Source organism: Geothermobacter ehrlichii (assembly GCF_008124615.1).
Lineage (GTDB): Bacteria > Desulfobacterota > Desulfuromonadia > Desulfuromonadales > Geothermobacteraceae > Geothermobacter > Geothermobacter ehrlichii.
The window spans coordinates 67,501-84,140 of sequence record NZ_VNIB01000007.1 but is presented as its reverse complement, the minus strand read 5'-3'; the positions used below and the strand labels follow the sequence as shown (position 1 = coordinate 84,140).

19 protein-coding genes are annotated in these 16,640 nt (G+C 66.4%); 7 read left to right on the top strand and 12 right to left on the bottom strand.

All coding sequences use genetic code 11. The features are described 5' to 3' along the window. Window positions 1-43: 43 nt before the first annotated feature. Entirely contained in the window at window positions 44-946 is a 903-nt protein-coding gene (xerC, locus tag EDC39_RS08995) for a tyrosine recombinase XerC (RefSeq protein ID WP_148896053.1), read from the top strand. 160 nt (window positions 947-1,106) lie between these two features. Continuing rightward, window positions 1,107-1,709: a peroxiredoxin gene (locus tag EDC39_RS08990; RefSeq protein WP_148896052.1), complete on the top strand. Its 603-nt coding sequence runs from the start codon at window positions 1,107-1,109 to the stop codon at window positions 1,707-1,709. Window positions 1,710-1,758: 49 nt separating this feature from the next. Here the strand turns inward: EDC39_RS08990 and EDC39_RS08985 are convergent, their stop codons facing one another. From EDC39_RS08985 to rpoH, 10 genes are all read right to left on the bottom strand, one after another. Continuing rightward, window positions 1,759-2,010 (bottom strand): CDGSH iron-sulfur domain-containing protein, encoded by a 252-nt coding sequence (locus EDC39_RS08985; protein WP_148896051.1) that lies wholly within the window; start codon window positions 2,008-2,010, stop codon window positions 1,759-1,761. Between the two features lie 133 nt (window positions 2,011-2,143). Continuing rightward, a complete protein-coding gene (locus EDC39_RS08980; RefSeq protein ID WP_148896050.1) occupies window positions 2,144-3,730 on the bottom strand; it encodes an acetyl-CoA hydrolase/transferase C-terminal domain-containing protein in 1,587 nt (528 codons plus the stop codon). A 551-nt stretch (window positions 3,731-4,281) separates the two neighbouring features. Further along, window positions 4,282-5,019, bottom strand: a complete 738-nt coding sequence (locus EDC39_RS08975) for an outer membrane protein assembly factor BamD (protein WP_148896049.1) — start codon at window positions 5,017-5,019, stop codon at window positions 4,282-4,284. A 60-nt stretch (window positions 5,020-5,079) separates the two neighbouring features. Beyond that, entirely contained in the window at window positions 5,080-6,105 is a 1,026-nt protein-coding gene (locus EDC39_RS08970) for a protein BatD (RefSeq protein ID WP_148896048.1), read from the bottom strand. Further along, the gene (locus EDC39_RS08965) at window positions 6,102-7,448 is read right to left on the bottom strand and encodes a VWA domain-containing protein (protein WP_148896047.1); all 1,347 of its coding nucleotides are present in this window, start codon (window positions 7,446-7,448) and stop codon (window positions 6,102-6,104) included. The genes EDC39_RS08970 and EDC39_RS08965 overlap by 4 nt, the downstream gene beginning before the upstream one ends. After that, window positions 7,445-8,425 (bottom strand): VWA domain-containing protein, encoded by a 981-nt coding sequence (locus EDC39_RS08960; protein ID WP_148896046.1) that lies wholly within the window; start codon window positions 8,423-8,425, stop codon window positions 7,445-7,447. Before EDC39_RS08960 ends, EDC39_RS08965 begins: the two co-directional genes overlap by 4 nt. After that, entirely contained in the window at window positions 8,422-9,060 is a 639-nt protein-coding gene (locus EDC39_RS08955) for a BatD family protein (RefSeq protein ID WP_148896045.1), read from the bottom strand. Before EDC39_RS08955 ends, EDC39_RS08960 begins: the two co-directional genes overlap by 4 nt. Next, window positions 9,057-9,896, bottom strand: a complete 840-nt coding sequence (locus EDC39_RS08950; protein ID WP_148896044.1) for a DUF58 domain-containing protein — start codon at window positions 9,894-9,896, stop codon at window positions 9,057-9,059. Before EDC39_RS08950 ends, EDC39_RS08955 begins: the two co-directional genes overlap by 4 nt. Before the next feature lie 7 nt (window positions 9,897-9,903). Then, a complete protein-coding gene (locus tag EDC39_RS08945) occupies window positions 9,904-10,905 on the bottom strand; it encodes an AAA family ATPase (protein ID WP_148896043.1) in 1,002 nt (333 codons plus the stop codon). Further along, window positions 10,878-11,735: an RNA polymerase sigma factor RpoH gene (rpoH, locus tag EDC39_RS08940; protein ID WP_148896042.1), complete on the bottom strand. Its 858-nt coding sequence runs from the start codon at window positions 11,733-11,735 to the stop codon at window positions 10,878-10,880. Before rpoH ends, EDC39_RS08945 begins: the two co-directional genes overlap by 28 nt. A 208-nt stretch (window positions 11,736-11,943) precedes the next feature. Here rpoH and crcB point away from each other — a divergent pair, with 208 nt between their 5' ends. From crcB to EDC39_RS08915, 5 genes are all read left to right on the top strand, one after another. Continuing rightward, window positions 11,944-12,315: a fluoride efflux transporter CrcB gene (gene crcB, locus EDC39_RS08935; RefSeq protein ID WP_148896041.1), complete on the top strand. Its 372-nt coding sequence runs from the start codon at window positions 11,944-11,946 to the stop codon at window positions 12,313-12,315. Window positions 12,316-12,343: 28 nt separating this feature from the next. Further along, window positions 12,344-12,676 (top strand): DUF190 domain-containing protein, encoded by a 333-nt coding sequence (locus EDC39_RS08930; RefSeq protein ID WP_148896040.1) that lies wholly within the window; start codon window positions 12,344-12,346, stop codon window positions 12,674-12,676. 7 nt (window positions 12,677-12,683) lie between these two features. Further along, entirely contained in the window at window positions 12,684-13,151 is a 468-nt protein-coding gene (locus EDC39_RS08925) for a tellurite resistance TerB family protein (protein ID WP_148896039.1), read from the top strand. Between the two features lie 3 nt (window positions 13,152-13,154). After that, entirely contained in the window at window positions 13,155-13,775 is a 621-nt protein-coding gene (locus EDC39_RS08920; protein WP_148896038.1) for a class I SAM-dependent methyltransferase, read from the top strand. 72 nt (window positions 13,776-13,847) lie between these two features. Further along, window positions 13,848-14,732: a DUF2279 domain-containing protein gene (locus EDC39_RS08915; protein WP_148896037.1), complete on the top strand. Its 885-nt coding sequence runs from the start codon at window positions 13,848-13,850 to the stop codon at window positions 14,730-14,732. A 27-nt stretch (window positions 14,733-14,759) separates the two neighbouring features. On the opposite strand, the gene EDC39_RS08910 is transcribed toward EDC39_RS08915, so the two are convergent. Both EDC39_RS08910 and EDC39_RS08905 read right to left on the bottom strand, forming a co-directional pair. Then, on the bottom strand, window positions 14,760-15,422 hold the full coding sequence (locus EDC39_RS08910; protein WP_148896036.1) for an NUDIX hydrolase: 663 nt from the start codon (window positions 15,420-15,422) through the stop codon (window positions 14,760-14,762). After that, entirely contained in the window at window positions 15,419-16,375 is a 957-nt protein-coding gene (locus EDC39_RS08905; RefSeq protein WP_148896035.1) for an NADPH:quinone reductase, read from the bottom strand. The genes EDC39_RS08910 and EDC39_RS08905 overlap by 4 nt, the downstream gene beginning before the upstream one ends. Window positions 16,376-16,640 lie beyond the last annotated feature (265 nt).

Genomic DNA, 16,640 nt, shown 5'->3' with positions numbered 1-16,640 from the left:
CGTCAATTCTCCCCTGTCCGGTTTCGTGCTACAATCACCGGGCATGAAAGACCGTTTGGACAGATTTCTCCGCCATCTCGCTGTCGAGCGCAACCTGTCGCCGCACACCCGGCAGGCCTACCGGCGCGACTTGGAGGAGTTCTTCGCCCTGCTGCGCGAAGAGGAGGGACTTGCCCCCGATGCCGGGCTGGAGCCCGGCCGGATCGACCGGGTTCTGATCCGGCGCTATGTCGCCCGGCTGCACCGGCGCAATCGCCGTTCGACCATCGCCCGCAAACTGGCCTCGCTGAGAAGCTTCTTCCGCTTTCTGGTCCGCGAAGGCGAACTGACCGCCAATCCGGGCGAGCTGGTCGCCACGCCGCGGCAGGAGAAGTACCTTCCCGCCACGCTTACCGTCGACGAGATGTTCGCCCTGCTCGATCGGCCCGGCGACGATGGCCTTCTGGCACTGCGCGACCGGGCGATGTTCGAGCTGCTCTATTCGAGCGGCCTGCGGGTCGGTGAACTGACCGGCCTGAATGTCGGTCAGCTCGATCTCGACGCCGGTCTGGTGCGGGTCCTGGGAAAGGGGGGAAAGGAGCGTATCGTGCCGGTGGGCAGCAGCGCCCGCGAGGCCCTGCGCCGCTATCTCGACCAGCGGCCCTCCGCCGGTCCCGACGAGCCTCTTTTTCTCAACTACCGCCGGCAGCGTCTGACCGCCCGCAGCGTGCAGCGCCTGCTCAAGCGCCGGCTGCTGGCGGCCGGCATCGTCAGGGACGCCACGCCCCATGCCCTGCGCCATTCTTTTGCCACCCACCTGCTCGACGGTGGTGCCGACCTGCGCGCCATTCAGGAACTGCTCGGCCACGCATCCCTGTCGACCACCCAGAAGTACACCCAGGTCAGCACTGATCAGCTGACCCGGGTCTACGACCAGGCCCATCCCCGCAGCCGGAAAAAGGGCTGAGCGGCGGGGTGGAGACGGCCGGGAATTGCCCTGGCGTAATAAATGACCATTGTGGTCATATTTTTCTTGACAAGCGGAAATGGCTTAGTAAAATTGTCAGAAATTTGGCAGACAGCCTTAACAAGAGAACGGACAAAAAACAGAACAAGGAGAGAAACACATGAGCGTACTGGTTGGAAAACAGGCCCCCGATTTCACGGCGACGGCAGTCATGCCGGACGGTTCCCTCAACAGCGAATTCAAGCTGTCCGACTTTCGCGGCAAGTATGTCGTCCTCTTTTTCTATCCTCTCGACTTCACCTTTGTCTGCCCGACGGAACTGATCGCCTTTTCCAAGCGCATCAAGGAATTCGAGGAGCGCAACGTCCAGGTCATCGGCTGTTCCATCGATTCGCAGTTCTCCCACATCGCCTGGCGCAACACCCCGGTCGAAGAAGGGGGCGTCGGTCCCGTCAGCTATCCGCTGGTCGCCGACGTCAAGCACGAAATCTGTCGCGCCTACGATGTCGAGTTCGAGGCCGCTGGGGTCGCGTTCCGCGGTTCCTTCCTCATCGACAAGGACGGCGTGGTGCGGCATCAGGTGGTCAACGACCTGCCCCTGGGACGCAACGTCGACGAAATGCTGCGCATGATCGACGCCCTGCAGTTCACCGAGCAGTACGGCGAGGTCTGCCCGGCCGGCTGGCAGAAAGGGCAGGAAGGCATGAAGCCGGACAAGGAGGGCGTAGCCAGCTACCTGGCCAAGAACGCCGAGAAACTCTGAACCCACCTCATACCCATTTCTCTGTGGGGCGCCTTCGGCGCCCCTTTTTTTACTTGGGTGTCGGCGGTTCGAAGCCGCAGCCCCCGTCGCAGAAGGGCTGGTTGCGGCTCTTGCCGCAGCTGCACAGGTAGACGGTTTGCCGGACCTCGAGCTCGAAACGGATGGGATGGGACGTCGATCCCGAGTGGGATTCGTCACAGAATGGCAGGTGGCTGGAGCGGCCGCAGGTGCAGCGGTAGTAGACACCGGGGTCGAGGGTGATGCGAATCGGCATGCCGGCGTCGGGATTCATCGGCGACATGGATGACCTCCGTCGGGGGATGTTTCAAATGGTAGCAGGGAACCGAAAGTTTTTCTTCGCTTCTGCCGAAAAAAAAAAGGAAGGCCCCTCGATTCGAGGGGCCTTCCTTTTTTCAGTGAAACCGGGTGATCGATTACTCGCAGAGGTCGATCTTGACGTCCCAGTTCTTGACCTTCATGGTGCCGTTGCGCTCCAGATTGAGGTGCATCTTGAAGGCCCGGTCCCACAGCTGCGGCTCGTGGCCGACGCCGCGCTCGAGGCAGCTCTTGGTGGCCATTTCCAGGTAATCGAGCAGCTGGTCCTTGTAATCGGGGTGGGCGCATTTCTCGATGATCAGCCGGGCGCGTTCCTTCGGCGCGACGCCGCGCAGGTCGGCCAGGCCCTGCTCGGTGACCACACAGTCGAGGTCGTGCTCGGTGTGGTCGATGTGCGAACAGTGCGGCACGATGCAGGAGATGCCGGTGGGGTCGGTCTTGGTCGGGCGCACCGACGGCGTATGCATGATCTTCAGGTAGCCGTTGCGCAGGAAGTCGCCGGAGCCGCCGAGACCGTTGATCATGCGGGTGCCACCGACCAGGGTCGAGTTGGCATGGGCGTAGATGTCGATCTCGACCGGGGTATTCATGGCGATGCAACCCAGGCGCCGGATCGGCTCCGGAGCGTTGGAGACTGACAGCGGCCGCAGGACGATCTTGTCGAAGTATTTGTCCCAGTTGTCGAAGAAGCGCGGGAAGCCCGGATCCTCGGACAGGGAGAGCGAGCAGGCGGAGGCGCCGTCCAGCTTGCCGGAGTCGAACAGGTCGAGCATGGTGTCCTGCAGGACCTCGGTGTAGACGGTCAGGTTGTAGAAGTCACCCTTGACCAGGCCGCCGACGACGGCGTTGGCGATGGAGCCGACGCCCGACTGCAGCGGCAGCAGGTTTTTCGGCAGGCGGCCCTTCTTGACCTCGTGGTGGAAGAAGTCGAGGATGTGCTCGGCGATGGCTTCCGACTTTTCGTCCATCTCGGCGAAGGCGCGGCCCTTGTCGCGATGCTTCGACTCGACGATGGCGACGATCTTCTCCGGGTCGCAGGGCACGTAGGGTGTGCCGATGCGCTGGGTGGCGTGGGTGATCAGGAAGGGCTGCCGGTAGGGCGGCTTCTGCTGCATGATGATGTCATGCATCCCTTCGAAGGAGGGCTGGCCGGTATTGACCTCGATGATGATCTTGTCGGCGACCATCATCAGTTCCGGCACGATGCCGCAGGAGGAGGTCAGGGCCAGACCGCAGTCCTCGTTGATGGCCGAGACCTCGATGATGGCGATGTCCATGCGGCCGTTTTCGGTGTAGAAGCCATAGCCGACGTCCTGGGCGAAGTGGCCGAGGTGCTTGTCGCCCATGCGGATTTTGCCGGTGTTGATTCCCTTGGCGATGTTCTTGCCGGTCTGGTAGGGCCAGCGGCGGTCGATCATGTCGAGAGAGGCCCAGCGGTCCTCGAACTCGACACCGACGGAGGCGCCGATGAACAGATTGTATTTGGTCTGCCCCTGCAGGCCGTTCTTTTCGACATGGTCGGCCAGGGCGATGGGCACGGCCTTGGGATAGCCGGCCGGGGTGAAGCCGGAGCAGCCGATGTTCATGCCCGGCTTGAAGAACTGCACGCAGTCCTCCGGCTTCATGACCTTGCTCAGCAAGGATTTGCGACGTACGCGTTCTTCCAGGGTACCGTATTGGGACATCTCTCTCCTCCTCATGAATTTCCCCGGGTCCGGCAACAAAGACCGGAGCACACGGGCAGGTCGAATGATGAACTGTTCACGGCCATGGGACGAGCTTTGCCACGGCCGCAACCGTTAAAACCGGGTTAAACAAATCGGGAGCCGACGGACTCTTCGGAATCCCGCCGGCACGGTTCGAACCGACAGTCGCAATTTATAAAAACCCGTTATACGAGTGCCGACTTTTATAATATGCCGTAAACGCCAAGTCAAGGAAAAAGCGGGGGGGAGCAAGGCGGGAAAAAGCCCGAAATAAAAGGCTGTTGCGCAGGATTGTCGACAGGGTTGAAGGGGGCGGAAGAGCGTGGAAGAGGGTTTGAAATGCGATATGTGCGCAAAATAACTATGAATATGATAGGGCGGTGCGCATCCCGGCGCAATGGAGGGCGGATGGACTGCCGGCCGGGACGGATTCAGTCTCCCTAAAAAAAAGGCGCCGCCGTCACGCCGTCTGTTTAACCACCGAAAAGAACGTATGGCGTTGCGCTTCTTCTTCGGCCGGCCGGCACAGGTCAGTAGTGCTTCTCCATGAATTTCTGCGCCTCGATGATGAACGGACTGGATGGAAACTCCCTGAACAGGGTGTTGAAGGCCTTGACCGCCTTTTCCTTCTGCCCGGTCAGCAGGTAGGCCTTGCCCAGGCAGAGCCAGGCCTCGTCGCGATAGAAGTAGTTGGGATAGGTTCTGAACATCGCCTCGAGTCGGTCGATGGCGGCCTTCGGCTTGCCGGTCTTCAGGTACCACTTGGCGACATAGACCTCGTGTTCCGCCAGACGGTCTTCGCAGCGGCCGATGTAGACCTTCACCTCTTCCAGGTGCGGGTCGTCGGGAAAACGCTTCACCAGGTTGCGGAAGGTCGCCAGGGCGCTGCGGGTGGCGGTCTGGTCCCGGTCAGCCGGCAGCATCTGCCGGAAATAGGAAAGGCCGAGCTGATAGAGAGCCTGGGACACCCGGTCGCTGTTGGGGTGCTGCTTGAGGAAGTCCTCGTAGGCGGCCGCCGCTTCCGGATATTTTTCGGCCAGGAAATAGGCCTCGGCGATCTTCAGCTCGGCGATGATGTTCAGTTCCGGCGAGTAGTAGCTTTCCCTGACTTTCTCCCAGTTGGCGATCGCCTCTTCGAACAGCCCCCGGTCGAACATCTTCTCCCCCTCCTGCAGGTAGTAGGCCGCGGTCTTTGGCGGCGGGACGACGGGCCTGGCGCAGGCGGCCAGCAGGCAGAGGGCGGTCAGTACAGCCAGAAGAGTGCGCATGGCGATGAATCCTTTATCGGGTGTTGGCGTGGATGACGGCAGTGCCGGACGGCCGGAGAATCATGGACGATGCAGACGGCGTTTGTCAATCCCGGCCGCCATTTTCCACAGCAGTTGCGCTGGAATATCGCTCCGCTGTCGTCGGCCGGCCCCGGGGGAGGTGTCGGCGGCAAACCGGAGGTCCGCCTGCCGCCAGTGTCGTGCCAGCTCCTCGAGCAGATGGGCAGCGACGCCCGCCCGGCACAGCAGGCGCAGGCGGGTGTCGTACGGCAGACCGGCCAGGCCGGTGCGCAGGTAGCGGTCGAGGGTGATGACTTTCCGCCATCTGCACACAAGCCAGACCGGAAATGCCGCCAGCGCAGCCAGTCCAGCCCAAATCAGCCAGGAGCGACGCGACCTGCGATCGGAGCTGGTATGGTAGCGGCCGTCGGCCGGATCGAACCAGGCCAGGCGCAGGCGCACCTCGCCGTTTGCGGGCAGATGGTAGCGCAGCGTCCGCCGCCAGGTCGGCCAGTGTCCGTCCTGGTCTGACGCGAGCAGCGGCAGCGCCGTGATACCGTCGCCGGCAACCGGCCCCGGCAACTGGCGCAGATCGGTGTCGCCGGACAGTTCGAGCAGCAGGGTGCCGGTCGCCGGATCGGTCCGCGTCGCATATGCGAGCCTGCCGACGGCGCCGGCGAACTGTTGCGGCCGGCCTTTTTGCGGCAGGGCGCGGACGTGCAGGGTCACGCCCCGGGCGGCGATGCGCCGGCCGTTCTGCACCACCCCGGCGCCTTCGAGAGGGATCTGCCCGGCGCGCAGGGGGCGGACGACCCGGCGCAGATGCTCGATCACGGTGTCGGAGGCCGTGTCGAGCCGGTGGACCTGCCCCGGTAGTTCCTCGACCAGCAGCAGGTCGGTCAGCGGCGGCCAGAGAGGACGCAGGGGAGCCGCCACCTGCCCTGGGCGTCGGATCTCCAGGGTCAGCAGCACCGCCTCGCCGACGTAGGGGGCCGGATTGGAGGCCAGAAGCCGGGCCTGTATCGCCGCCGCGGCGGGCTGTGCCGCCAGCAGCATCAGCAGGGGGAGCAGGCGCCAGGGTTTCACCAGTCTTTCTCCACCGTGATTTCCAGGTTTTCGCCGTCGCCGGCCGGCGCCAGTTCGCCGGCCCGCACTTCGATGCTTTGCAGCAGCTGCCGGGCCTGTTCCGGTCGCATTCCCTCTTTTTCGGAGCGCTGCTTTCCGGCCCGGTTTTCGCTGCCGCCGGCCGGTGACTGCCGCAGCAGGCGCAGGGCCAGGGACAGGTTGGTGATGGAGGCTTGCCTTCCCGGCGCGCTCAGCAGGGCCTGCTCGCAGAGTTCGACGGCCAGCCGCGGGTGTTGCAGGTTCAGGGCGTCGCTGCAGGCGTTGTGCAGGGCGACGGCCCGTTTTTCGCCGGTGACGCCGGCCGCGGCCTGGCGGAACAGGTTCACCGTTTCTTCGTCGACGGAACCTTTCATGGCGCGGGAAAACAGCGCCTCGGGGGTGTTGGCGGTTCGGGAGCGATCGCAGCCCAGGGGCAGAAGCGCCAGCAACAGCCCGGCAGTCAGCAGAGTTGCCGCCGGGCGGGCGATGAACAGGTGGCGGGCGACGAGCAGGAACAGAGCGGCCCAGAGCCAGGGGCGGAAGGCTGTCGGCGTTGTTGCCGCTTTTTGCCGGTGCAGAAACGGCAGCTGGTCGATGGTCGGCTCTGACGGCGCGATGCGCAGCCAGCTGCCGCCGCCGGTCTCGGCGATCGCCTGCATCCGTTGGCGATCGGGCCGCGACAGCGCCGGCCGGCCATGGAAGGTCCGGCCGGGCACCTGTTGCGGCCGGTCGTCTGCCGGCAGCAGGGTGTAGACGGCAATCCCCCGGCCGATGACCGGCGGCGGGGTCGGCAGGGTCCGTTCGCCGTCACTGTAGAGCAGAACGGCTTTCTCTCCGTCGCATTCTTCCAGCAGCCTGCGGGCGAACAGGACCGCCTCTTCCGGAGCGGAGCCGGGAGCGGCCACCTGTCCCGGCCTGAGGCCGTCGAGCAGCAGCCGCAGGGCCTGGTGGTCGGCTGTCAGCGGCGACTGCAGCACCGGCGCTCCGGCGAAGGGGACCAGCGCCACTTTCGCGCCGGGCAGCTCCTGCAGCAGCAGGGCCAGGTCCTGGCGGACCCGGTCGAGGCGGCTGATGCCGCCGGCATCGGCGCCCATGCTCCAAGAGACGTCTATCGCCACTGCCAGGTTCAGTGGCCGGGATTGCGTGGTGCGCTCCGGGGACAGGCCGGTCGGATACAGCAGCAGAAGCAGAACCAGCAGGGCGCACAGGTCGTAGGCCAGCCGGCGATACTGTCCGGCCGCCAGGGGATGACCGGACGGCAGACGGCGCAGCGACGCCTCGCGCCAGAGAATCAGCAGACAGGCCAGAACGATGGCGGCGGTCATGGCAGCCTCCGCAGCCAGCCGCGAAAGAGGAGCAGTTCGCCGATCAGCAGCCAGCCCAGCAGTGGCCGCAGCCGGTCGGCCAGGGGGCGGTCGTGGACACGTTCCCGGATTTCAAGCGGGCTGGTTTCCAGGCGGTCGATCTGGTCGTAGACCCGGTGCAGGCTGTCGGCTCCGGTGGCGCGGAAGTAGCGGCCGCCGGTAGCTTCGGCGATGCGCCGCAGCGGCTCTTCGTCGAGGGTGACCAGCAGGCCGGAGGTCGGATGGCCCGGTGGCGGCGGACCTCCGGCGCGGAAACGGACCGGGGCTCCCTCGCGGGTGCCGAAGCCGATGGTGTAGATACGCACGCCCAGGGCTCGGGCCGCCTCACTGGCTGTGGACGGGGCGATCCGGCCGCGGTTGGAGTGGCCGTCGGTGAGCAGGATGATGGCCCGGCTTTCGGCGGTCGAGCGCTCGAGACGCTGCAGGGCCGCTGCCAGGGCGTCGCCTATGGCGGTTCCCGTTCCCCGGACTTCTGCCGTCACCGCCCGCAGCCGGGCCGCCACTCGCCGCCGGTCGGTGGTCGGCGGAGTGAGCAGGAAGGGGGTGCCGGCAAAGAGTATGACGCCGATGCGGTCGTTTTCGCGCGCCAGCACGAATTCGGCGGCCGCCTGGCGGGCGACGGCCATGCGGTTCGGCTGCATGTCTTCGGCCCGCATGCTGGCGGAGATGTCGAGAGCCAGCATCAGGTCGACGCCCTGACGCACGCTGACCTGTTCGCTGTCGCGCAGGATCGGTCCGGCCAGCAGCAGCACCAGCAGCACCAGCAGCAGCGCCGCGAAGGGTGGATGCAGCCGGGCCAGGCGCGTCCGCCAGCTTTCGCCGCCGCGATAGGGGACCAGGGACGAGACCGGCAGACTCCGCCGGCGCCACGACCACAGGGGGAGCAGGGCCAACGGCAGCAGCGCCAGGACCGCCGGATACGCCCAGACCAGGGTCATGACCGTCGCTCCAGGTCCGCCAGCCGGCGCCGCCAGTCGGCGCGCTCGCTCTCGTCGGGCGTGTAGGGGCCGTAGCACCAGCCGAGCAGTTCACGCTCCAGTTGCTGCCGCTCGGGGGATGGCGGCAGGGCGGCCAGGCGTTGTTTCTCCGCGGCGTACGGCCCTGTCGCGAGCTTGCGGCGTCGGATGCGGACGCAGATCGGGAAGAGGAGCAGAACCGCCGCTGTCAGGGCGAGCGCCGGCAGCCAGGGGGGAAAGGCGTTGTCCGGCGGCCAGTTCTGACGCGGGACGACGGCGGTGTCGGCGGCGACCGGATCGGTGACGGTGACCGGCAGCGGCCGGCTCTGCAGGACGCGGTTGCCCCGGACCAGGGTCAGGGGAGGGATTTCCGTCGGTCCGGGCCGCACCGGCAGCAGCCTCAGCGTCAGGGTCCCCCTGTCGGTCCGGGGCGGTTGCAGCAGGCGAAAGGCCGGCAGGTCGGGAAGTCCGGCCAGGGACCATTCCGCGTCCGGCAGCCGCAGCTGCAGCACGACCGGCTCTCCCAGGCGGACGTCGGCCGGTTGCAGGGCGGGCAGGGGAGCGGCGCCCAGCAGCAACGGCCATAGCAACAGAAACGGCAGCGGCAGGCGGTTCATGCGCCGCTCCTTCGCCGGAAGAAGCGGGCCAGGGCCGGCAGCGGGGGGGCGTCGGCCGCCAGCGGCAGGACGTCAAACCCGCATTGCCGCAAGCGGCGATGCAGATCCCGGTCCGTCTGTCGCCAGGCCGGCGCGGCGCGCCGGCCGTCGACCAGCAGGCCGCGGCCGCTTTCGGCGTCGACCAGCGAAACCAGGGCGTTCGGCAGCCGGGTTTCCGCCGGATCGCGCAGGACAAGGGCGATGCAGTCGTGGCGGGCGGCCAGCCGGCGCATCAGCCTTTCGGGCAGACGGGCATGGAAATCGGAGAGCACGAGCAGCATCCCCGGCCGGCTCAGCAGCCGGTCGGCGGCCTCCATCGGCGGTTCGAGCCGGGTCCGGCGGATGTGTGGCCGGCCGGCGTCGAGCCGGTGAAGCAGGCGCAGCAGCCCGCTCTCGCTGCCGGTCGGCGGCAGGATCGGCCCGTTGTCGGCGGCAAAGCCGATCAGGCCGACGCGGTCACGCTGGGCGACGGCGGCAAAGGCGAGCAGGGCCGCTGTCTGCCGCAGCAGGTCGAACTTGGCCGGCAGCATCGAGGTCGACAGGTCGGCCAGCAGCAGGATGGTGCGGTCGTGTTCTTCCCGGTAGCGGCGGACGTGGGGCTGGCCGCTGCGGGCGGTGACGTTCCAGTCGATGTGACGCGGATCGTCCCCCGGCTGGTAGGGGCGCAGTTCGGAAAATTCGAGTCCGTGCCCCAGAAAGCGGCTGCGGTGGCCGCCGCCGATGAAGCCGGCCAGGTGCCGGCGCGATTCCAGCCGCAGCCTGCGCAGCCGGGCGATCGGGAAGGCGGTTGCGGCCATGGAGCGTTCAGGGCGGGTCGATGGCGGCGAGAATGCGCCGCAGGATGTCGTCGCAGGTTATCCCTTCGGCTTCGGCCTCGTAGCTCGGAATCAGCCGGTGGCGAAGGACCGGGCAGGCCATGGCGAGGATGTCGTCGGGAACGACGTAGCTGCGGCCGCGCATGAAGGCCCTGGCCCGGGCGGCGCGTGCCAGGCAGAGCGAGCCGCGCGGCGAAACGCCGTGGGCGATCAGCGGCTGCAGGTTGTTCAGCCCGTGGTCGGCGGGGGCGCGGGTGGCGGCGATCAGGTCGAGCAGCCAGGCCGACAGCTGCTGACTGAGGTGGATGTCGGTGACGGCCTTTTGCGCCTGCCGCAGAATCGTTCGCCCGAGCATCGGCTGCGGCGGCTCGACGGCACCACCGGCGTGGGTGTCGAGCATGGCCTGTTCGGCCTGCCGCGGCGGGTAGCCGAGGGTCAGCTTGAGAAAGAAGCGGTCGAGCTGGGCCTCCGGCAGCGGGTAGGTTCCCTCGTGTTCCAGAGGATTCTGGGTGGCCAGTACCATGAACGGCCGCGGCAGGGGGTGGGTTTCGTCCCCGAGGGTGGTCTGCCGCTCTTCCATCGCTTCGAGCAGGGCGGCCTGGACCTTGGCCGGAGCGCGGTTGATCTCGTCGGCCAGCAGGATCTGGGTGAAGATCGGTCCCTTGCGGGTGCGGAACTCGCCGCTGGGCGGGTGGTAGACCGGGGTGCCGGTCAGGTCTGACGGAAGCAGGTCGGGCGTGAACTGGATGCGGCGGAACTCGAGGTCGAGCAGGCGGGCGAAGGTTCGGGCCGCCAGGGTCTTGGCCAGTCCCGGCGCCCCTTCGATCAGCACGTGGCCTTCGCAGAGCAGGCCGATCAGCAGCCCTTCGAAAAGCTCCTCCTGCCCGATGACGATCCGCCCGGCCTCTTCAAGGGCCGGGCGGAAGGCCTGCCGCAGCTCTGCGATGCGGTCGTCGTCTCGGCTCAGACGGGCATGGGCAGATTCCGGCACTCGAGATACTCCTTCAGTTTCTTCAGGGCGTTCTGTTCGATCTGCCGCACCCGTTCGCGGCTGATGCCGTAGCGGTCGGCCAGCTCCTGCAGGGTCAGGGGCTCGTCCCGCAGCAGGCGATCGGTGATGATCTCCCGCTCCCGCGGCTTGAGCTTTTCCATCGCCTGCCGGATCGTTTGCCGGCGCAGTTCCTCCTCTTCCCTGGCCGCCAGCAGCTCTTCCTGGTCCTGGCGTTCGTCCGCCAGGGTGTCCATCAGCGTATAATCATCCCCTTCAACCAGCTCCACGTCAAGGGAGGCATCGCGCCGGTGCAGCCTGAGCTCCATCTCGTCGACATCCTCGGGCCGGACATCGAGTTCGGCGGCGATCTCCCGGCTGTCGCTTCCTCCGGTCAGGCGCCTGAGCGCTTCCCGGGTCTGGTTGAGCTTGAAGAAGAGTTTCTTCTGCGCCTGGGTGGTGCCGATCTTGACCAGCGACCAGGTGCGGATGATGAAGCTCTGGATGTAGGCACGAATCCACCAGACGGCGTAGCTGATGAGGCGGATGCCCCGGTCGGGATCGAACTTCTTTACCGCCATCATCAGGCCGATGTTCCCTTCCTGGATCAGGTCGAGCAGCTTGCAGCCGTAGTTGCGGTATTCCCAGGCGATCTTGACCACGAAGCGCAGGTTGCTGGTCACCAGCCGTTCTGCGGCGGCGAGATCCCCCTGGTGACGGTAGCGGCGGGCCAGCTCCAGTTCTTCCTGCGGTGAAAGCAGGTCGAACCGGTTGACCTGCTTCATGTAGTAGGCGAAGTTGTCCCCTACCACGGGAAGATTGAGTGTGTTCATCGCTACCCTCCGAAAAAGTCCTTTGTCTTCAGTTGATTAGCACTCTCAACTCGAGAGTGCTAAAACCTTATAGCAAACCTGGACGGCAAGTGCAAGAGGTGGCCACCCATTTCGGGATTCGGCTGCCGTAACAGGTAGTGGATTGGGGGGGGCGGTTGACAGGGGAAGACTCGCCTTCGATAATGCGCGAAACAAAGGAGAGTCCCGGATGCAGCTGCTCTATATCACGGTCTTTGGCGGGCTGGGCTGTCTGTCCCGCTATCTCGTTTCGGGCTGGGTCTATGCCCTGGCCGGCCGGGCCCTTCCCTGGGGGACGCTGGCGGTCAATGTCGTCGGTTCACTGCTGCTCGGCTTTTTGATGGAATCCGGCCTGCGCAGTACCCTGATCCCGGCGGAGATCCGCATGGGGCTGACCACCGGCTTCATGGGCGGGTTCACCACCTTTTCCACTTTCTCCTACGAAACCGTCCGCCTGCTGGAGGAAGGGAGCTGGCTGCAGGCCGGCGCCAACATGGCCCTGAACCTGGCCGTTTGCGTGGCTTCGGCCCTTTTCGGAATCTGGCTGGCCCGGCAGATCTGACGGCGCTGCGGCCGGAAAGGAGTTTGACATGACACGTCTGGAAGGCGAGCAGACCCTGATGCGGATCTTTTTCGGGGAATCGGATCGCTGGGAAAGGAAGCCCCTGTACGAAGCCCTGCTCGATCTCTTTCGCGCCAGGGGAATCGCCGGGGCCACCGTGCTCAAGGGGGCGGCCGGCTACGGCGGCCGCAGCGTCCTGCACACCGACAGGCTGCTGCGCTTTTCCTCCGACCTGCCGGTGGTGGTGGAGGTGGTCGACGCCCAGGAGAAGATCGAGGCTTTGCTGCCCGAACTCGACCGCATGATCGGCAGTGGCATGATCACCCTGGAGAAGGCCCGGGTGATCCGCTATTTCGCCTGAGGTGACCATGATCAGCCGACTTGTGCATCTGCTGACCGGGCAGGACGAAACCTCGAAGGAGCGGCGCCACGATCGTGTGCAGCTGGCGGTGGCGGTGCTGCTGCTGGAGATGGCGCACGCCGACCGCACATTCGCTCCGCTGGAGAAAAAACTGGTCAACGGCCTGCTGCGCGAGCGTTTCGGTCTCGATGCCGGCCAGGCCGACGAGCTGATCGCCGCCGCCGAGAAGAAGCGCGACGAGAGTTTCGATCTGCACCAGTTCACCCGCCTGATCAACGAGCACTTCACCCTCGAGGAGAAGCTCGAGGTGATGGAGGGGCTCTGGCGGCTGGTCTATGCCGACGGCGAACTCGATCGCTACGAGGACGCCCTGGCGCGCCAGCTTGCCGGCCTGCTGCGTCTTTCCCACCGCCAGGCCATCTCGATGAAGCTGCGGGTGCTCGACGAAGTCGACCCGGAGCGCCGCCGGCGCTGAACCATGCCGTCGCCCGGATTTCTCGCCCAGGTGACCGACTGGGCGCACAGCCTGCTCGACGAGATCATCCTGCCCGGAGACACCCTGCTCGACCTGACCGCCGGCAACGGCCATGACACCCTCTTTCTGGCGCGCCGGATGGGCGAAACGGGGACGCTGCTGGCATTCGACGTCCAGCCGGCCGCCCTGGCCGCCAGCGAACGGCAGCTGCGGGCGGCTGATTTTTCGCCGCGACGAATCGACGCGCCGCAGCGCATCGCACGGCCCGGCATCTACCTGATCGCCGACAGCCATCACTGTCTCGACCGCTACCTGGCTGCCGAGGTGCGGGCGGCGATCGCCAACCTCGGCTACCTGCCGGGCAGCGACAAGCGGGTGATGACCCGGCCGGAGACGACGGAAGCCGCTCTGCGCCTGACGCTGGACGCCCTGGCGCCGGGTGGCCGGCTGGCGGTGGTGGCCTATTGCGGCCATCCCGGCGGCGAGGAGGAGACGGCCGCGGTGCAGGCCCTGTTCGCCGCCTTGCCGGCGGCCGAGTTCGACGTGCTGCAGCTGACGGCCGCCAACCATCGCTGCGCCCCCTTGCTGCTGGTCGCCGAGCGGCGTCCGGTCGAAATCGCCTGATGGGGGGGGGCAATGTTTCTGCTATACTCACAACACGGCTGCGGCCGGTTGGCGATGCCGGGGAGGTGAGATGTGAGACGGGCGCTTCTGGTTCTGGTCGGCTGTCTTGTCCTGACGGGGCCGGGCCTGCCCGGTCGTTGCGAGCTCTACGCCGCCGAACAGGCCGTCAGCGCGGCGCCGGTTCCGGCCTCGTCCCCATCCCCGGATGTCGATCCGGCCGTCCGCCGCAACCGGGCCCTGCTGGCCAATGCCGCCGTCGCCGGCGGCATTCTGACCTGGGGACTGCTGAACTGGGACTATTTCTCCCGCGCCCCCAAGACCAAGAGCGAGGGCTGGTTCGGGCACGACACCGCCGAGGGCGGCGCCGACAAGGCCGGCCACCTCTGGGCCAGCTACACCCTCAGCCATGCTTTCGCCGCCTACTACCGGCACATCGGCTATCCGGCCGACGAGGCGACCTTCTACGGACCGCTGTCGGCTTTCGGTATGACCGGGCTGATGGAAATCGGCGATTCCTTCAGCGTCGACCACGGTTTTTCCTACGAGGACATGGCGGCCAACCTGGCGGGAGCGGCGGCCGGCTGGCTGCTGCTGAAGTATCCGCAGTGGCAGAAGAAGGTCGATCTGCGCTTGGAATACCGGCCCGAGCTCTCCGACCTGGAGGGGGATTTCGCCACCGATTACCAGCATTCGCGCTATCTGCTGGCGCTCAAGGCCGAAGGCTTTGAGCGGGTCCGTCATCCGTGGCTGCAGGCCCTCGAATTGCGTCTCGGCTACTATGCCCGCAACTACGACAGCTGGACCCCCGGGCAGCCCGACCGGCGCCGCCGCTATCTCTACCTCGGCATCGGGCTCAATGTCGGCCGTCTGCTGCGTCCGTTCTGGAAGACCCGGCTGTTCGACTACCTGCAGGTTCCCTACACCGATATCCAGCTCCGGCGGGGAGTCGAACAGTGACCCGTGACGGGCAACGGGTAAGCCCGGTCAATCGTCGATCACCTGCAGACATTCTGTGCCCAGGCAACCGATCAGGACCAGAAACTGGACGACCAGGCGGTAGGTGATGCCCCAGAGGATCGGCCGGCCGGGGCCCAGCAGGTCGATGCCCCGCACCGAGCGCGGCCTGTCGCCCCACAGCAGGCTGAATTCGCCGTGACGTTCGGGGTTGAGCAGTTCGCGGCAGGGGAACCAGAAGAGAGTCTCGACCTCCTCGTTCAGGGTCGGCGGCTGCAGCTGCGGCAGCAGGTAGACGAAGCAGGCGATCTGGACCGGCAGGTAGGCCCCGCGGATGTCGTCCAGCCGGCCGAGGTATTCGGCGGCGGAGAGGTCGAAACCGATCTCCTCCCGCGTCTCGCGTTCGGCCGCCGCCCGGGCGTCGGCGTCCTGCGGGTCGATGCGGCCGCCGGGAAAGGCCAGGTTGCCCGACCAGGGATCGCGCGGATCGCTGGCCCGTTCGATGAAAAGCATTTCCGGCCCGGTCGGCCGCTGGTGCAGCAGCATGGCCACGGCCGCTCGTTTGCGTCCGGACACCGGGGCGGTGACCGGACGGTGGTCGGCCAGAACCTGGCGAATCCGGGTCAGAGAAGGGAAGGCGATGTCGGTCGGCCTCGCGGCGATGCCGCCGCCGACAGGATGGAAATCTTTCATGGCTTGAGCACGATCTTGCCGAGGGTATGGGTTTCGAGCACCGCGTGGTGCGCCGCCGCGGCTTCATCCAGGGGGAATTGGCGACTGATCCGCGGCTGCAGAACCCTGCTGTCGAGCGCGGCGGCGAGGGCGGCGTTGGTCTGGCGGCGCTCCTCGTCGCTGGCGGCGAACAGGGACATGCCGCGGATTTCAGTCTCCTTGCCCATGGTCAGGCGCGGATCGAGTTCGATGCGGCCGCGGCTGCCGACGATGACCACCCGGCCGCGCGGCGCCAGCAGCATCAGGTCCCGCTTGAGGTTGACATTGGCGAGCATTTCGATGATCAGGTCGACGTCGCCGGTCGTTTCCGCCAGCCGGTCGGCGTAATCGGCGGCGCCATGGTCGAAGACCGCTTCAGCGCCGGCCGCGCGCACCAGTTCGCGGCCGGCCTCGGTGCCGGCGGTGCCGAAGACCCGCAGACCGGCGGCCGCGGCCAGCTGTACGGCCGTCTGGCCGACGGCGCCGCTGGCGCCGTGCACCAGTACCTTTTCCGCCGGGCGGGCGCCGCCGCGGATGAAGAGGGCGCGCCATGCGGCGCCGGCGGGAATACCGATGGCCGCCCCCTGCTCGAATCCGATGTGATCGGGCAGCGGATGAACCTGGTCGGGACGGCAGAGGGCGTACTCGGCGTAGGTGCCGGTCAGGGCGCCACTGAGCCAGACCCGCTGGCCGGCACGGAAGCCGTCGACCCCTTCGCCGACCTGTTCGATGCAGCCGGCCGCGTCGAAGCCCGGGATGTAGGGGAGTTTGGGCAGGACCGGGTAGGTGCCGGCCCGGATGTAGGTGTCGACCGGGTTGACTCCGGCGGCGGCGATTCTGACCAGGAGCTCCCCGCGGCCGGGTGGTCGGGAGGCCACCTCACCCGTCTGCATGACCTCCGGTTCTCCGAACTGTTTGACCAGGATGGCGCGCATCCTCTTTCTCCTCCGGCGGTTTCGGCGCACCCGGCGCCGGTCATGGTCAGGACCTGAATCAGTAAGTTTATCACCGGCGGATAGTACACGTCATTGACCTGCCTGCGTTTCCCAAAAATCGCCGGCGAACCTGTGGGTGCGCCTGAGGTTTTTTGAAAACCCATTCAGGCCACGCAGGTGCACTCTCCATCCAGCATAAACTCACTGATTCAGGTAGGATACCCGCTGCCGGCGGGGAGTCAAGGGCGGCAGGGGAGGCGCCGGT

Excerpts from the sequence above, each read along its gene's own strand:
- EDC39_RS08955 (WP_148896045.1), bottom strand. The coding sequence starts at position 9,060 with ATGAACCGCCTGCCGCTGCCGTTTCTGTTGCTATGGCCGTTGCTGCTG.
- rpoH (WP_148896042.1), bottom strand. The coding sequence starts at position 11,735 with ATGAACACACTCAATCTTCCCGTGGTAGGGGACAACTTCGCCTACTAC.
- EDC39_RS08925 (WP_148896039.1), top strand. The coding sequence starts at position 12,684 with ATGATCAGCCGACTTGTGCATCTGCTGACCGGGCAGGACGAAACCTCG.
- EDC39_RS08905 (WP_148896035.1), bottom strand. The coding sequence starts at position 16,375 with ATGCGCGCCATCCTGGTCAAACAGTTCGGAGAACCGGAGGTCATGCAG.
- EDC39_RS08920 (WP_148896038.1), top strand. The coding sequence starts at position 13,155 with ATGCCGTCGCCCGGATTTCTCGCCCAGGTGACCGACTGGGCGCACAGC.
- EDC39_RS08960 (WP_148896046.1), bottom strand. The coding sequence starts at position 8,425 with ATGACCCTGGTCTGGGCGTATCCGGCGGTCCTGGCGCTGCTGCCGTTG.
- EDC39_RS08980 (WP_148896050.1), bottom strand. The coding sequence starts at position 3,730 with ATGTCCCAATACGGTACCCTGGAAGAACGCGTACGTCGCAAATCCTTG.
- EDC39_RS08990 (WP_148896052.1), top strand. The coding sequence starts at position 1,107 with ATGAGCGTACTGGTTGGAAAACAGGCCCCCGATTTCACGGCGACGGCA.
- EDC39_RS08985 (WP_148896051.1), bottom strand. The coding sequence starts at position 2,010 with ATGTCGCCGATGAATCCCGACGCCGGCATGCCGATTCGCATCACCCTC.
- EDC39_RS08910 (WP_148896036.1), bottom strand. The coding sequence starts at position 15,422 with ATGAAAGATTTCCATCCTGTCGGCGGCGGCATCGCCGCGAGGCCGACC.
- EDC39_RS08975 (WP_148896049.1), bottom strand. The coding sequence starts at position 5,019 with ATGCGCACTCTTCTGGCTGTACTGACCGCCCTCTGCCTGCTGGCCGCC.
- xerC (WP_148896053.1), top strand. The coding sequence starts at position 44 with ATGAAAGACCGTTTGGACAGATTTCTCCGCCATCTCGCTGTCGAGCGC.
- crcB (WP_148896041.1), top strand. The coding sequence starts at position 11,944 with ATGCAGCTGCTCTATATCACGGTCTTTGGCGGGCTGGGCTGTCTGTCC.
- EDC39_RS08950 (WP_148896044.1), bottom strand. The coding sequence starts at position 9,896 with ATGGCCGCAACCGCCTTCCCGATCGCCCGGCTGCGCAGGCTGCGGCTG.
- EDC39_RS08930 (WP_148896040.1), top strand. The coding sequence starts at position 12,344 with ATGACACGTCTGGAAGGCGAGCAGACCCTGATGCGGATCTTTTTCGGG.
- EDC39_RS08965 (WP_148896047.1), bottom strand. The coding sequence starts at position 7,448 with ATGACCGCCGCCATCGTTCTGGCCTGTCTGCTGATTCTCTGGCGCGAG.